Annotated in this window: 15 protein-coding genes; 8 read left to right on the top strand and 7 right to left on the bottom strand. The window is 59.5% G+C overall.

Annotated elements, in window-relative coordinates:
• Positions 1-353 precede the first annotated feature (353 nt).
• The 3 genes from rpsT to mutM form a co-directional block, all read right to left on the bottom strand.
• Entirely contained in the window at positions 354-617 is a 264-nt protein-coding gene (gene rpsT, locus AQS8620_RS00980; RefSeq protein WP_085834952.1) for a 30S ribosomal protein S20, read from the bottom strand.
• A gap of 202 nt (positions 618-819) precedes the next feature.
• Positions 820-1,596, bottom strand: coding sequence for an enoyl-CoA hydratase (locus AQS8620_RS00975; protein WP_085834951.1), 777 nt, complete (start codon positions 1,594-1,596; stop codon positions 820-822).
• Between the two features lie 72 nt (positions 1,597-1,668).
• Positions 1,669-2,541, bottom strand: a complete 873-nt coding sequence (mutM, locus tag AQS8620_RS00970) for a bifunctional DNA-formamidopyrimidine glycosylase/DNA-(apurinic or apyrimidinic site) lyase (RefSeq protein WP_085834950.1) — start codon at positions 2,539-2,541, stop codon at positions 1,669-1,671.
• A 118-nt stretch (positions 2,542-2,659) separates the two neighbouring features.
• On the opposite strand from mutM, the gene ubiE reads away from it, so the two are divergent.
• Both ubiE and ubiB read left to right on the top strand, forming a co-directional pair.
• Complete coding sequence (gene ubiE, locus AQS8620_RS00965) at positions 2,660-3,424, top strand: bifunctional demethylmenaquinone methyltransferase/2-methoxy-6-polyprenyl-1,4-benzoquinol methylase UbiE (RefSeq protein ID WP_085834949.1); 765 nt, start codon at positions 2,660-2,662, stop codon at positions 3,422-3,424.
• Positions 3,424-4,959 (top strand): 2-polyprenylphenol 6-hydroxylase, encoded by a 1,536-nt coding sequence (ubiB, locus tag AQS8620_RS00960; RefSeq protein WP_085834948.1) that lies wholly within the window; start codon positions 3,424-3,426, stop codon positions 4,957-4,959. Before ubiE ends, ubiB begins: the two co-directional genes overlap by 1 nt.
• Here ubiB and AQS8620_RS00955 read toward each other — a convergent pair whose 3' ends face one another.
• Together AQS8620_RS00955 and AQS8620_RS00950 are read right to left on the bottom strand one after the other, a co-directional pair.
• Positions 4,960-5,631, bottom strand: a complete 672-nt coding sequence (locus AQS8620_RS00955; RefSeq protein WP_085834947.1) for a flagellar hook capping FlgD N-terminal domain-containing protein — start codon at positions 5,629-5,631, stop codon at positions 4,960-4,962. It abuts the gene before it with no gap.
• A 16-nt stretch (positions 5,632-5,647) separates the two neighbouring features.
• Positions 5,648-7,891, bottom strand: a complete 2,244-nt coding sequence (locus AQS8620_RS00950; protein WP_085834946.1) for a flagellar hook-length control protein FliK — start codon at positions 7,889-7,891, stop codon at positions 5,648-5,650.
• A gap of 108 nt (positions 7,892-7,999) precedes the next feature.
• On the opposite strand from AQS8620_RS00950, the gene AQS8620_RS00945 reads away from it, so the two are divergent.
• From AQS8620_RS00945 to AQS8620_RS00920, 6 genes are all read left to right on the top strand, one after another.
• The gene (locus AQS8620_RS00945) at positions 8,000-8,290 is read left to right on the top strand and encodes a rod-binding protein (RefSeq protein ID WP_085834945.1); all 291 of its coding nucleotides are present in this window, start codon (positions 8,000-8,002) and stop codon (positions 8,288-8,290) included.
• The gene (locus AQS8620_RS00940) at positions 8,277-8,630 is read left to right on the top strand and encodes a hypothetical protein (protein WP_085834944.1); all 354 of its coding nucleotides are present in this window, start codon (positions 8,277-8,279) and stop codon (positions 8,628-8,630) included. Before AQS8620_RS00945 ends, AQS8620_RS00940 begins: the two co-directional genes overlap by 14 nt.
• A 227-nt stretch (positions 8,631-8,857) precedes the next feature.
• On the top strand, positions 8,858-10,387 hold the full coding sequence (locus tag AQS8620_RS00935; RefSeq protein ID WP_085834943.1) for a flagellin N-terminal helical domain-containing protein: 1,530 nt from the start codon (positions 8,858-8,860) through the stop codon (positions 10,385-10,387).
• 90 nt (positions 10,388-10,477) lie between these two features.
• Positions 10,478-10,855 carry a flagellar biosynthesis regulator FlaF gene (gene flaF / locus AQS8620_RS00930; protein WP_085834942.1) on the top strand — a complete coding sequence of 126 codons (378 nt, stop codon included), beginning with the start codon at positions 10,478-10,480 and terminating at the stop codon, positions 10,853-10,855.
• Positions 10,852-11,256: a flagellar biosynthesis repressor FlbT gene (gene flbT, locus AQS8620_RS00925; RefSeq protein ID WP_085834941.1), complete on the top strand. Its 405-nt coding sequence runs from the start codon at positions 10,852-10,854 to the stop codon at positions 11,254-11,256. Before flaF ends, flbT begins: the two co-directional genes overlap by 4 nt.
• Complete coding sequence (locus tag AQS8620_RS00920; RefSeq protein ID WP_085834940.1) at positions 11,253-12,047, top strand: DUF1217 domain-containing protein; 795 nt, start codon at positions 11,253-11,255, stop codon at positions 12,045-12,047. The genes flbT and AQS8620_RS00920 overlap by 4 nt, the downstream gene beginning before the upstream one ends.
• 239 nt (positions 12,048-12,286) lie before the next feature.
• On the opposite strand, the gene AQS8620_RS00915 is transcribed toward AQS8620_RS00920, so the two are convergent.
• The gene (locus AQS8620_RS00915) at positions 12,287-13,387 is read right to left on the bottom strand and encodes a flagellar basal body P-ring protein FlgI (protein WP_085834939.1); all 1,101 of its coding nucleotides are present in this window, start codon (positions 13,385-13,387) and stop codon (positions 12,287-12,289) included.
• A complete protein-coding gene (locus tag AQS8620_RS00910) occupies positions 13,387-14,394 on the bottom strand; it encodes a flagellin (protein ID WP_085834938.1) in 1,008 nt (335 codons plus the stop codon). The genes AQS8620_RS00915 and AQS8620_RS00910 overlap by 1 nt, the downstream gene beginning before the upstream one ends.
• Position 14,395: the final 1 nt, after the last annotated feature.

The raw sequence follows: 14,395 nt of genomic DNA, 5'->3' as shown, positions 1-14,395 counted from the left end.
CAAGACGACGTGAATCGCAGGCTCAAATTAGCAACCGTCCACAGGCCTTCGCAACCGATCTTCAAACTTGACTCACGCTTTGGTCGGGTCGAATCCGAAAAGCCCTTTGGCAGAGCGCCAGATCGTGTCGCAATTGCCGCAGGTTGCGTTGAAAACGCCCGTTCCTTCATCGGCGCGATTGCGCAAATCGCGCGATCCGGCCTGTGGGTAGAATCGAGGCACCGCAATCCGCCGCGAAATAAAATTAGCAAAAACAGATCGTTATGACTGTCACACTGTGACACCACCGCGACCATAAAAAAACGCGCCCCCGATTTAGGAGCGCGTTTTCAAATGGTTCGACGGGCTGCGGTTTAAGCGATTGCTTTGACGCGCGATGCCAGACGGGAAATCTTGCGTGCGGCAGTGTTCTTGTGAACGACGCCTTTGGTCACGCCGCGCATCAGCTCGGGCTGGGCCGCTTGCAAGGCCGCTTTGGCAGCTGCTTGATCGCCGGATTCGATGGCTTCTTCAACTTTACGCAGGAAGGTGCGGATGCGCGAACGACGTGCTTTGTTGATGTCGGTGCGACGCTCTGCCTGACGGGCGCGTTTTTTGGACTGGGGCGTGTTAGCCATGGTTCGGTTCCCACTTCTCGGGTTTGTGTCAAAATATCTTTGCGCAACAAAGCCCGGACGGATCTCACGAACCGGATGATTCTAGCCTGAGCGGGCTGCACGCGCATGTGAGGGCCGCTCTTAGGGCAAAAGCCGCAACTTGGGAAGCAAAAAAGCAAAAGAGCGCCCGAAAGCGCCCTTTTTTCGGGTCGATGCGCCTGTTTTACTTGTCGCGAAACTGCGGCTGGCGCTTTTCAAGGAAGGCCGCCATGCCTTCGACCTTGTCCTCGGTGGCGAACAAGCCCTGAAACGAGCGCCGCTCGAACAAAAGTCCCTCCGCCAGTGTGGTTTCAAAGGCGCGGTTGACCGCCTCTTTCGCGGCCATGAGGGAGAGCAGACTTTTCTCGCCGATTTTAACCGCCGCCGCCGTCGCCTCCTGCATCAGGTTTTTGGCGGGCACAACGCGACTGACCAGCCCCGCGCGCTCGGCTTCCTCTGCATCCATGAAACGGCCCGTCAGGACCATATCCATCGCTTTCGCCTTGCCCACGGCCAATGTCAGGCGCTGGCTTCCGCCCAGCCCCGGCATAACACCAAGATTGATTTCCGGCTGGCCGAATTTCGCGGTATCGGCGGCGATGATGAAATCGCACATCATCGCAAGTTCACAGCCGCCCCCCAGCGCATAGCCCGACACAGCGGCGATGATGGGCTTGCGGGTCGCACAGATCCCTTGGGCGTCCCGCGCAAACAGGTCCGACGAGAACACATCGGCGAAACTTTTGTCGGACATTTCCTTGATATCAGCGCCCGCGGCAAAGGCCTTTTCCGAGCCTGTCAGCACAATCGCGCGGATTTTGGGGTTTTGGTCCGCCTCGCGCAAAGCGTCGGCCAATTCCGACAAAAGGGTAGAATTCAGCGCGTTCAGCGCATCGGGGCGGTTCAGCCGGATGGTTTGGACGGTCCCGTCCACCTCGACCACGAGCGTCGTATAGGCCATGTCGGCAACTCCCTGTGACACATGTCATCAACACCCCAAGTTGGTATCAAGACTGCGCGCAGGAGCAAGCCTTCATTGCGCTTTCCCGGGGGGCGCGGCCTGACAGTTTGGACAATAAAAGCTGGAGCGGCCTGATTGGACGACCCGCGCGATGGTTGCGCTGCACTGCGGGGCAAGGCAGGATTCCCCCTCGCGGCCATAGACGCGAAACCGGTGCTGGAAATAGCCAAGTTCGCCGTCGGCTTGCCGAAAATCGCGCAAGGTCGAGCCGCCCGCCTCGATGGCCTCAAGCAAAACATCGCGAATGATCGGCACCAGACCAGCCACCCGTTCCGCCCCGAGGTCACCTGCGCGCTGTGTTGGCGCGACTTTGGCGCGAAACAGCACTTCGCACACATAGATATTGCCCAGACCGGCGACAATTTTCTGGTCCAGCAGGGCGGATTTGATCGGCAGGGCCCGCTTGGCGAGCTTTTCCACCAGATAGGCGGCGGAAAAATCATTGCCCAAAGGTTCAGGGCCCAGCGCGGCAATCAAGGGCTGGCGCGCCTCATCGGCGGTTGCAAATAGATCCATCGCCCCGAAGCGGCGCGGATCGTTGAAGGTGATGCGCGCGCCATTTGCCATATGGAACACGACATGGTCATGTTTTTCGACCTGCGGATGGTCGTGGACAAACTGCCCCAGCGGATCGCCAGAGACCACCATGCGCCCCGACATGCCCAGATGCATCAACAGGGTTTCGCCCGTATCGAGATCCGCCAGAATATATTTGGACCGCCTGCGCAGCCGCTCCACCCGCGCCCCCGTAAGCCGCGCCGCCATATCGGGTGGGAAGGGCCAGCGCAGGTCGGGGCGGTTCACCTCGGCGCGCGCGATCACAGCGCCGCTCATCGACGGGTCCAGACCGCGGCGCACGGTTTCGACTTCGGGCAGTTCAGGCATGGTCTCTCCGGAAACTCTCGGGGCAACAAAATGTCAGGGCGGCGCGTGCGGGTGTCGCATTGTCACGACAGCCCAGCGGCCTATAAGAAGGGGACGATTGATCGAGGACGCAAGAGCTATGACCGACCAGACCGGCGCAGACCACGGCAAAACCACCCATTTCGGCTTTCGCGATGTCGAAGAAGGCCAGAAAGCGGGGTTGGTGCATGAGGTCTTCACCTCCGTGGCGTCCAAATACGACATCATGAACGATGTGATGTCGCTTGGCATTCACCGTCTGTGGAAAGATGCGATGATGGATTGGCTTGCGCCGCGCGCAGGGCAAAGGCTGCTCGATGTGGCAGGCGGCACGGGCGATGTGTCCTTCCGCTTCCTCGAGCGCGCGCCGCAATCGCAGGCGGTTGTCCTCGACATGACGGAATCCATGCTGGTGGCAGGGCGCAAACGGGCCGATGCGGAAAAACTGTCCGAGCGCCTGTCCTGGGTGACGGGCGATGCGATGAAGCTGCCGTTTCCCGATAACCAGTTCGACGTTTACACGATTTCCTTCGGGATTCGGAACGTGACCCGCATTCCCGACGCCCTGCGCGAGGCCTACCGCGTGCTGCGCCCCGGCGGGCGGTTGATGGTGCTGGAATTCTCGCAACTTCCCAATCCAATGATGCAGAAAGCCTACGACCTCTATTCCTTCAATGTCATCCCGCCCATGGGCCAAATGATCGCGGGGGATCGCGACAGCTATCAGTATCTTGTTGAAAGCATTCGAAAGTTTCCCGACCAGGACACATTCGCGACGATGATCCGCGACGCCGGTTTCGAGCAGGTCAAATACCGCAACCTGTCGCTTGGCATCGCCGCGCTCCATTCGGGCTGGAAAATCTGATGCGCGGTCCGCACAACATTTGGCGCCTCCTGCGAACGGGCGCGACCCTGGAACGGACCGGCGCGATGCGCGTGGTTCTGGATGCGCTCGAGGCCCCGCGCCCCTTGCGGATCGTTGCGCGCGTGATCGGCTGGCCGTTGCAATGGCTCGGGATCAAAGGCGACCCCGCGCAGCCGCCCGTGACCCGCGCGCTGACCGCCCTTGGCCCTGCCTACATCAAATTCGGTCAGATCCTGTCCACCCGACCCGACGTGGTCGGCCCCGAACTTGCCCGGCAATTGCGGGTGTTGCAGGACAAATTGCCACCATTTTCGCGCGAAAAAGCGATGGAGGTGATTGCCAGCGAGCTGGGGCAGCCGGTTGACGACATCTTTGACGATGTTTCCGAACCCGTCGCTGCCGCCTCCATCGCGCAGGTGCATTCCGCCCGTTTGAAATCCAGCGGCGCGCGGGTCGCGATCAAGGTCTTGCGGCCCGGAATCGAGCGGGCGTTTCGCAAAGATATCGATGCATTCTACCTCTCTGCCAGCGTGATCGAGGCCCTCTCGCCCGCATCGCGCCGCTTGCGCCCGACCGATGTGATCAAGCATTTCGAGGGGGTCGTCATGGGCGAACTGGACCTCAGGCTTGAAAGCGCTGCCGCCTCCGAATTTGCCGCAAACACCGAGAAAGACGAAGGCTTCCGTGTCCCCGCGATCCATTGGGGGCACTCGGGCAAGCGTGTGATGACCATGGATTGGGTCGAGGGCGTGTCCGCGAGCGACAGCGATGCCATCGACGCGGCGGGCTTTGATCGGGCACTTTTGGGCGCGCGCGTGCTGCAAATGTTTCTCAGCCATGCGCTACGCGACGGGTTTTTCCACGCAGACATGCACCACGGAAACCTCAAGATTGCGCCGGACGGTGACATTGTTGCGCTGGATTTCGGCATTATGGGCACGCTGGATGTCTACACGCGTCGCGTCTATGCCGAAATTCTGTTCGGCTTCATCAACAAAGACTATCGCCGCGTTGCCGAAGTGCATTTCGAGGCCGGTTATGTGCCTGCGGATCGTGATGTCAACGAATTCGCGCGGGCGTTGCGGGCCGTGGGCGAACCGATCTTCGGCATGGATGCGACCCATATTTCCATGGCGCGTCTTTTGACCTATCTCTTTGATGTAACAGAGCGTTTCGGAATGGAAACCCGCACCGAGCTTATCTTGTTGCAACGCACGATGGTCGTGGTCGAGGGGGTCTCGCGCTCGCTTGATCCCCATATCAACATCTGGAATGTCGCAGAGCCGGTGGTGAAATCCTACATCACCCAGAATCTGGGTCCTCGCGCTTTGGCCCGCGATTTGGCGAAGTCTGCGCGGGTGCTCGCACGGTTTGGCCCCCGCCTTCCGGAACTGGCGGAACAATTGTTGATCCAGCAATCGCGCAAAACCGCCTCCGAAGAAACCGCATCCGGCTGGCGCAGAGGCCTTGGCTACGCGGCGCTGGCTCTTGTCGCGGGGGGGCTGGGTGCGGCTGTAACGCTGCTTGTCACCTGATCACGCATCGGGATCGCGCAGAGCGGTCACCGCACTTGCGTTTACCTGTGCCCCCCCTTCAAGGACAAGAACGGTCGCCCCGTTTTGCCCCTTGGCTTCGACGATTTTGCCGTAGACCTCGGCCTGCTTTGTCGAGATCAGATCGCCGTAGCCATAGCTTTCGACCTCGAAGGTGTAGTTTGCGTGCGCATAGGACGTGCCGTCCGCTTTGAGGCCTGTCCAGTCATAGCTCTCCGCCGAGAGCGACAAGGATCGCCGCTCGACCTCATTGCCACTCGCGTCGCGCACCACAAGATAGGCTTCATCCGCAGTGAGCGCCGGATCGGTCGAGACGGTGATCGGGTCCCCGTCGAAATACGCGGGCACCGTCGCGCGGGCCTCCATGCCAACCCAGCCTGCAAGCTGCGCCATGCCCATCACGCCCATTTGCGCCCCAAGCGAGGTCAATAGATCGTTCGTGCGCACCTGCTGCTCGACGCTGGAAAAGGTTGCCAATTGCACGGCGTAATCCGAACTATCAATCGGATTCAACGGGTCCTGGTTTTGCATCTGTGTGGTCAGCATCAGCAAGAAGGTTTCGAAATCCGAGCTGATCACACTCGCCGACGCCGGGGGGGTCGTGCTGCTTTGCGCGGTAGTGGCTGTCGTTGCACTCGTGACGGACGTTACCATCGTAGTTCCTCTCGAATTAAAGTCTGAGATCCATGCCGGAGCGGCCCGTCAAATCGAGCCGCGCAAGCGCGTCGGGGTCTGCATCGCGGTGCCGCCCTTCTCCGCCTGGCTGCCCGTTCTGCCCATGCTGTTCACCGCGGGGCTGATCACCCGCGCCATCGGACCCGCCCGACGCTTGGTCGCGCGCGCCGCCGGTAAAGTTCTGGGCGCCGTTCTCAGCGGAGCTTTGGAAGGTAAAGGAAATATCCTTGTACCCCAACGCTTTGAAGTCACTTGTCAAAGTCTCGATATGGCGTCGCATGAGTTCCATGGTTTCGCCCCGCTCGGCTGCTAGAACGACACGGATTTCTTGGTCCTGTGCGTGAAGGGTCATCCGCACTTTTCCCAGCTCTTCGGGATCGAGCCGAATTTCCAAGGGGCCATCCGACATCGATTGTGCCGCATGGATCAATTGGCTGGAAACTCTGTCGCCCAAGGCGGTGCGCTCGGACGGGATGACATTGGCCAGCGCTTCGATGTTACCCCGCTCAAGGGGCTTTGCGATCTCCCCCACAAGGCTGTCAGCGCCCGCCTGCACAGATGCCTCCGGCGCTGGCGCAGTGTTGCTGGCAACGGGCCGCTCGACCTGTGTCTCGCTTGGCGGTGCTTCACGCAGTGGCGAAGCGCTTTGGGCGCGGGCCAGATCCGCCGGTGCGTCCAAACGGCCCGCAACAGCGCTCTCTCCTGCATCAGCGGGCCCTTGGCCAGCTTGCGCCACGGACGCGTCACCCTGCGCGCCGGGCATCGGATGAGCCGTGCCCCCCGTGCGTGGCTTTACGGCGGGCATGGCGGCAGCAAGCACAGTTTGCGCGGGAGCCGCCGCAGTTTCAGACGCGCGCTCGCTTCGCGACCCCTCGATGCGGGGCGCTGTGTTTTGTGGTCGCTCCCCTGGCCTGTCCGCGCCGCGCGCGCCAGCCTGCGGCATCTCGGCGATCGTTGCCGCCTGTTGCAGCCCTTGCGCGGAAACGGGTGCTGGGGCCGTCGCAGGCATAGCGGCTGGGCCTTGCCCCACGCGTGCCGGCGGTTCCACCGCAACGGACCGCGTTCCAATCTCGGGGGGGGGCGCCACGCCGTCCTGCAAAACGGGCCCAGCGCTTGGAGTCGCCAGCTTTGGCGCGGTTTGCATGGCGGTGTGCGCTGCGGGCGCGACGGGCGGGGCGCTGGTGACTGCCGCCTCGCTCTGGTGCGCCAGTGCCGATTTTGGGGGCTTTTGCTGGGACATTTCCGCAGGCGCGCGCGCTTCAACGGGGGTGGTCACAGACGGTATCGCGGCGGACGCGAGCTGCGCTGCGGGCGTCACGGCTGCAACGGTGGCGCCAGCGGGTACCCTCGTCTCTGTGGCATGGGTTGAGGTCTGCTCCGTGGCAGGCAAGGTCTCTGGAACGGTGTCAAATACCGGCGGTTTTTCCGCGATCGCTGCCGGTTTTGCGAGAGGCGGCTCGGGGTGAGGGCCGGATGCCACTGTCGCACCCGCCTCTTTGACTGCGTCGACCTGAACGCTGCGCATTTCCAACGCAACGGTGACGGGCGCCGCGCGGCTATAGGCGGCTTCCCGAGGGACAATGGGCGCGGTTGATGGCGCGGTATTCGCCTCGGGCACCGCAAAGAATGCCTCTGCGAGAGACGCCGTTGCGCGGATTTTTTTCGACGGCTCGGTGACAGCCTCCCCCTCGGCGGCGCTTTCCACCTGCCCCGCATCTACACGCTCACTTGTGATTGCTGGGCTTGGACTCACGGATGAAACGGGAAGCGCTTGAAGCGGAGGCTGGCCTGCGTCAATGCCCGCCAGCACATCCGTTTCAGTCGCCGCCTTTGCATCGCTCTGGGTGGCATCGCTCTGGGTGGCATCGTTCTGGGCATCCCGCACCTCGGGCGCACGGCGATGATTATCGTGAACCACCACAGGCTGAGGTACTGCCGCGCGCAAAAGCATGGGCATGTCGGGCGTCAGATCGGCATCCGCCAGCTCGACATCCTTGGGCGCGGGAATGTCGCCAAAGGGGATCATGGCCACGGGCACAGTATCGCCCTTGGCCGTCAAAAGCGGCGCGGGCGTGCCCTGATCAAAGGTCAGCTGGGCCGCATCGACGCTATCGGCCGCCTTCCCCCCCGCAGCAACCGCCGCAAACAGCGCCCCGAAGGTACCGTTTTCCGTGTCGCCCTGAGGGGTCTCGGCAGTGCGATTCGCCGTCATGGAGAGCAAAGCTTGAGTGATCTGCATATTGGGAGCCTTCTGTCTCGTTACAGATCGGTATGCCCGAAAGGAGTTACCGTATGTTTACCGCTTTGTGTTTTTTTCACCGCATCGCAGCCACCGAGGAGAATTCCGATGGATGTCCACGCAGTTGGAAACACAAGTACCGGCCCGTCCCCCGCAAAACGCGACGACGCAGCCCTGATGGGCGTCGCCCGGAAACTAGAGGCCAGCTTTCTCTCTGAGATGTTGAAAAGTTCGGGCCTCGGGAAGACGCCCGATTCTTTTGGCGGCGGCGAGGGAGAAGACCAATTTTCTTCATTCTTGCGCGAGGCGCAGGCCGAAAAAATGGTCGAATCAGGTGGAATCGGCTTGGCGGAACATATTTTTGAATCACTGAAAGGTCGCAACAATGGCGATATTTGAACGGAAATCAAAATCCAAGCAATTGGAACACCTGCTTGACAAAGAACATGCTGCCCTGATGTCGGGGGATTTTTCTACACTCAAGGAGCTTATTCAAAGCAAAACAAAGATCGCCGAATCTCTTCAAGGATATTTAAAAAAATCCGATGGATTTGAAAGAATAAAATCCAAAGCAATTCGCAATGAAGCCCTGCTCAAGGCCTGCACGGACGGAATAAAGTCAGCACAGATTCAAATATCTCAATTTCATAAAGGTCCGGAGGCGATGACAACCTACGGCCCGACAGGGACGACCTCTCAGGTTGGAAACACTCGCTTAACCATGAAATCAAAAGTCTAGGGGTTTGCCCCATTTTCGCCTCAAAGAAAGTCAAAAAAGCATCTGCGGATTAGCGAAGAATTAGGAACTCGCAGCGCATTGTACAGCCATGCATCCCAACGGATGGCACGGTTATCCAGAACAGGATTTTCCGTAAACGTCAGAATGACAAAGCTGAATCTGCTTTACCGCAGACCACGTAAATCATCCGACGCAAAATGCGTCGCTCGACTTTAAGGAACACACATATGTCCAGCATTCTGACAAACAATGGCGCAATGATTGCGCTTCAAACTCTCAGAACCATCAATTCCGATCTCGGCGGCACTCAAAGCGCGATCTCGACCGGTAAGGATATTGCTTCAGCGAAAGACAACGCCTCTGTTTGGGCCATTTCCAAGGTGATGGAATCCGACGTAAAAGGGTTTAAAGGCATCGCAGATAGCCTTGCTCTGGGGGAATCAACTCTTGCCGTCGCGGCGCAGGCCTCCGAGACAGTCACCGACCTGCTGACCGACATCAAAGGCAAGATCGTCGCAGCCCAAGAATCCAACGTTGATCGCGAAAAAATCCAGACGGATATTTCCGCGCTGCGCGATCAGATCAATTCGGTGATTGGCGCCGCTCAGTTTAACGGCCTGTCGCTTGTGGAAGGCACCGACGACGTCAATATTCTGTCGTCGCTCGACCGCAAATCCGATGGCAGCGTGACTGCCTCCGATATCACGGTTCGCCGCCAGGATCTGTCCACTTCCGCGGGTTCCTTTGGCACCGGCAGCACCGCAATCGCTGCAAACATCACCTCGGGCGATACGGCAGTCACCGGCGACGGCACCGCAAACCAGCTCGAGTTGACACTGTCCGGGACCGCAACTGACAACTTTGACATCACGATCAACAACACCACACTGTCGATTGCCTTCGACACCGATGCAGCGACAACGATGGCAAACGCTGCGGTCGCCATCAATGCCCTGGGCTTGACGGGGATCTCGGCCTCTGACGAGGGTTCGGGAACGCTCGCACTGATCAATACGAACTCGTTTGAAAGCTTTGATGTCACCTGGGATTCGAATGGTGCTAACACTGTCGCAGTCGCGAACAATGGTGACGGAGCCGCTGGCACCACCCAAGGCGCAGCAGCAGGTCCAGGGTCCGACACACTCTTTAAGCGCGCAGAAGAAGTTGTTCTGAACTCCGCTGCGACCGTCAAAGACGGTGACTCTTACCGGATTTCCGTCAACGGCAACGACTATGATTACATTGCCGGTAAAGGCGAGAACATGGAAGACGTTGCGCGGGGCCTTAAAACGGCTGTCGATGCGGGCAACGAGGACGACGTTTCGACACAAGTGTCCCAGAATGACGATGGCGACTGGGTTGTCAGCGTCGACTATTCTGGCGCGGGTTCGATCTCTTTGTCTGACACTGGTCAAGAAGGCGGGACGGCCTCGGGCGGTCTCTTTGGTCTCGACAATATCGACGTGACCACTGACGCCGGTGCGGATGCGGCCCTCAGCAATATCGAGACGCTGATCAGCACCGCGATTGACGCCGCAGCGAACTTTGGTTCTGCACAAGGGCGTGTTGAAACGCAGGGCACCTTTATCAGTAACCTGTCGGACGCGCTCAAATCTGGCATCGGGGGAATGGTTGACGCCGATATGGAAGAAACCTCCGCCAAACTGCAAGCCCTTCAGGTGCAGCAGCAGCTCGCGGTTCAATCGCTGTCCATCGCGAACCAAGCGCCGCAGACCATCCTGTCGCTCTTCCGCTAACGCGGCAACGGAGCGCGCTGAAAGGCGCGCTCCCACCCTCGCGGCCAAAATGCCGCGTCTCTGATTGCTCCGTCATTGGAAGGAAACGACGTGAACGCTCTCGATCTGGCCCGAACGGCCTATGGTTCAGCCGCAACACCTATCAAAACATCGCGCGCTATCGAATACGATGCCTTCGCGCGCATCACGCAGAAAATGAGCGCAACCCAGCGCACCAAAGACAAAGATTTCCCGAGCTTCGCCCGCGCGTTATTTGATAACCGCCGCCTATGGACCCTGCTCGCCAGCGATGTCAGCGACCCGCAAAACGCGCTGTCGCGCGATCTTCGCAGCCAGATTTTCTACCTCGCGGAATTCACCGCTGCGCAGACAAGCAAAATTCTCAAAGGCCATGCAACGGTCGAACCCCTGATTGATATCAACACCTCCGTAATGCGCGGTCTCAGCCGCGAAGGTGGCGCCCAGTGAGCGGCCTTGTCCTCAAACTTGGCCCAAAGGAACGGGTCTTGATCAATGGCGCTGTCATCGAAAACGGAGACCGCCGGTCCCGCCTGTCGATTGTCAGCCCGAATGCCAACATTTTGCGGCTACGTGACGCGATCCACCCCGAAGAGGTAAACACCCCGGTTCGCCGCGTCTGCTATATCGCGCAGCTGGTATTGTCGGGGGATGCCGAAGAAGAAGACGCCAAAATGCAGTTGCTGCGCGGGATTGAACAGCTCAGCCAGGTGCTGTCGGACGCCGATAGCCGCCTGTTGCTGGCCTCCGCGACCGAAGGCGTTTTGACAGGGCAGTTCTATCAGACCCTCAAGGCACTGCGCTCCCTTTTGCCGCGTGAAGAGCGCCTGATGGCAGCGCGTCCGCAATGAGCTTTCAACCCGTCATACCGATGTCGGGTTTGGCCGGCTGGTCCTTTCTCGAAAGAACACGCGACAAGCAACAAGAGGCCTTCAACAACTCTGGCGAAGTGGCACGCAACGCGGACTATTTCCGGGAAAAGATCAACAGTGTCACCAGCGCGCAAGACCTGATGGACGATCGTCGTCTGCTGTCTGTCGCGCTGGGGGCCTTCGGTCTGGACGATGACATAGACTCCAAATACTTTGTCCAGAAGGTGTTGGAAGACGGCACACTCGACGCAACAGATCTGTCGAACAAACTGTCCGACAAACGGTACTACGAATTCGCCAAGGCCTTTGGCTTTGGCGATTTTGCAACGCCCAACACGGTTCTCAGCACCTTCGCGGATGAAATCATCACCTCCTATCAAAATCGGCAGTTTGAAATTGCCATCGGTGAGGTCGATGAAAACATGCGCCTTGCGTCCAACCTTGATCGCGACCTTTCCGCGATTGCCGCAAAATCCACCTCCGAGAATGGAAAGTGGTATTCTGTACTCGGCAATACGGCCGTGCGCGAGGTGTTTGAAACCGCGCTCAATCTGCCCTCCTCGATCGGATCGATCGATCTGGATCAACAGGTCAAAGAGTTCCGCCAGCGCGCCGAGTCGATGTTTGGTGACGACGGCATTTCTCAGTTCACGGACCCGGAAAAACGCACGGCTCTTGTGCAGCGGTTTCTGCTTATGACGGAGGTGAATTCAACCGCAAACAGTTACTCGCCAGCCCAGGCTGCCCTGACACTGCTGAGCGGCGGCTAAGGTCCACAAACCTCACTGTCCAACGCGATAGACATGTGACCGGCCTCGGGGGATCCCCCAGGCCGGTCACTTTTTGCGCCGATCGCAGATCGCTTTGATCTTGCCGCGCCGGCCTTGCGGCGCGATCGCTCGACGCGCCCGCCCTGTGTGGCAAAGTCAGGGCGCGGCGCGCACCGGCCAAACGAAAATGGCGCGAGGGCCCCGCGCCATTTCATAAATCCGTCGTCGCCTTTGATGCTCTAGCGCACCAAGAACTCGGCGTGCAGCGCCCCGGCGGCATTGATGCTTTTGAGGATATCAATCATGTCGCGCGGCGAGACACCCAAGGCGTTCAAACCGGACACAACCTCAGATAGCGAGGTGCCATCCGCGACTTCTGCCAATCCGATTCCCGGCTCTTCCTGAATGGCGGCATTGGTCCGCGGCACGACAATCGTCTGCCCCTCGGCAAAGGGATTTGGCTGGACGACAACAGGGTCTTCAGCAACGCGCAGGGTCAGATTCCCCTGGCTCACGGCCACGCGCGAAATGCGCACATCTTCCCCCATGACGATCGTGCCGGAGGCTTGGTCCACCACCACCCGCGCCTTGCGCTGGGGTTCAACGTTGATATTTTCCACACGGCCAAGCGCATGCGCGGGCGAAAGCGCGCGTGTCGCCGCGATGTCGAGCACAACAGTGCCACTGTCGAGCATCCGCGACACCACGCGACCGAAATCGCGATTGATCGCGCGCTCGATCCGTTCCGCGGTGGTAAAATCGGGGCTGCGTAAGGCGAGCCGGATGGACTTCATTTGTGTAAAATCAAATTCGATTTCGCGCTCGACCCGCGCTCCCGACGGGATAACACCGGCTGTCGGAACCCCTTGCGTCACGGTCGCGCCGTCTCCACCTGCCGTTGCCCCGCCCGCAATGATCGTACCTTGGGCAACCGCGTAAATTTCACCATCAGCTGCGTTCAGGGGCGTCATGACCAAAGTCCCCCCCAGCAGGCTTTTGGCATCGCCAATCGCGGAAATTGTGATGTCGATTTTGCTTCCCGCGCGCGAAAATGGCGGCAAAGTAGCGGTCACAAAGACCGCTGCAACGTTTTTGGGGCGAAACTGTTCGCCCGTGACGTTTACGCCCAACCGCTCCAGAATGTTCGACATGATTTCTTCGGTAAACGGCGCGTTGCGCAACCCGTCCCCCGTGCCATTCAGCCCCACGACAAGGCCATACCCCACAAGGTCATTGCCACGAACGCCGTCGAATTCCACGAGATCTTTGATCCGCACGGTTCCTGCCGTGGCGAGGACCGGAAACACGAGGCAAAGAATAAGGCAAATTGTTCTGATCATTACAAATAATCCGACAGGTTGAGGTTCGAAAGACGCGCCGTGATCGTGTAAATTGTCTCGAGCTGCGTTTGCACCTGCGTCAATGCGGAAGCCGATGCGAACGTATCGATTTCCAACATCCCGCCAATGGCGGTTTCGTAAGAGGCGATTTCAGCCGCATTATGGGTTTTCGCAAGTTCGATTTGCTGCTCTGCGGCGCCGATCCGAGAGCGCAGGTTGGCAAGGGCCCCCTCCCCCGTCAAAATCTGCTGCCCCGCGAGCGACAGAAGTTGAGCGCGCTCGGGTTCATCGCCAGACAGAACGCCATCATCGACCAGGGCAGCAATGGCAAAGCCTTTCAAGACATCCCGAAACTCCTGATCATGCGCGGTGATTGCCAGTGTTGTGCGCTCACGGTCCGACAGGCGAAACGCCGAGGCGGGCGTGGTCGAGCCAAGGTAACCGCTGGTTTCAAAGCCACCGCCGCTATCATCGAACCAGGCCGTGACAGCCGCGACAACCTCGCTCGCTGTCGTTGCCGCTGCGGTTGCAACGCGCAGGTCCGCGATCAGCGTGTCCGTATCCGCAAGCGGGTTGGCATCTGTGGCCACCCCTGCAAACAAGGACCTGCTGGCCACACGCGTGTTTATCGCCGAAACGATGGCATCAAACTGGCCGCGTGCCTGGCTCGCGGTAGCGTTGGTCGTGACGGATTGGCTGACCTGACTTGCGGTCAACAGCGTCGTGCCCATTTCCGAGCTATAGTCGGAAATGGTCGAGAGCACGCTTTGCATCGAGGTTGCCGCCAGTTCCGCTTCGGTATTGGCGATGGCATAGGACGACAAAGTAGAGAGCGCGCGCTTCATTCCGGCCAAGGGTGTCAGGTTCCCCGCGACGGCTTTGGCGGTGTCGGTTGTGTGGCCGGTTGCGACCTCTTGTGTGAGACGGTCAAGGTTGGTTTTGACCTGATGCGTCACGCGGATGGTTCGGTATTGTGTCGCGCGATCGCCAAAAGTTACCTGTGCCATC

It is taken from the genome of Aquimixticola soesokkakensis (assembly GCF_900172375.1).
Taxonomy (GTDB): Bacteria; Pseudomonadota; Alphaproteobacteria; order Rhodobacterales; family Rhodobacteraceae; genus Aquimixticola; species Aquimixticola soesokkakensis.
This window is presented reverse-complemented; position numbering and strand designations above follow the sequence as displayed.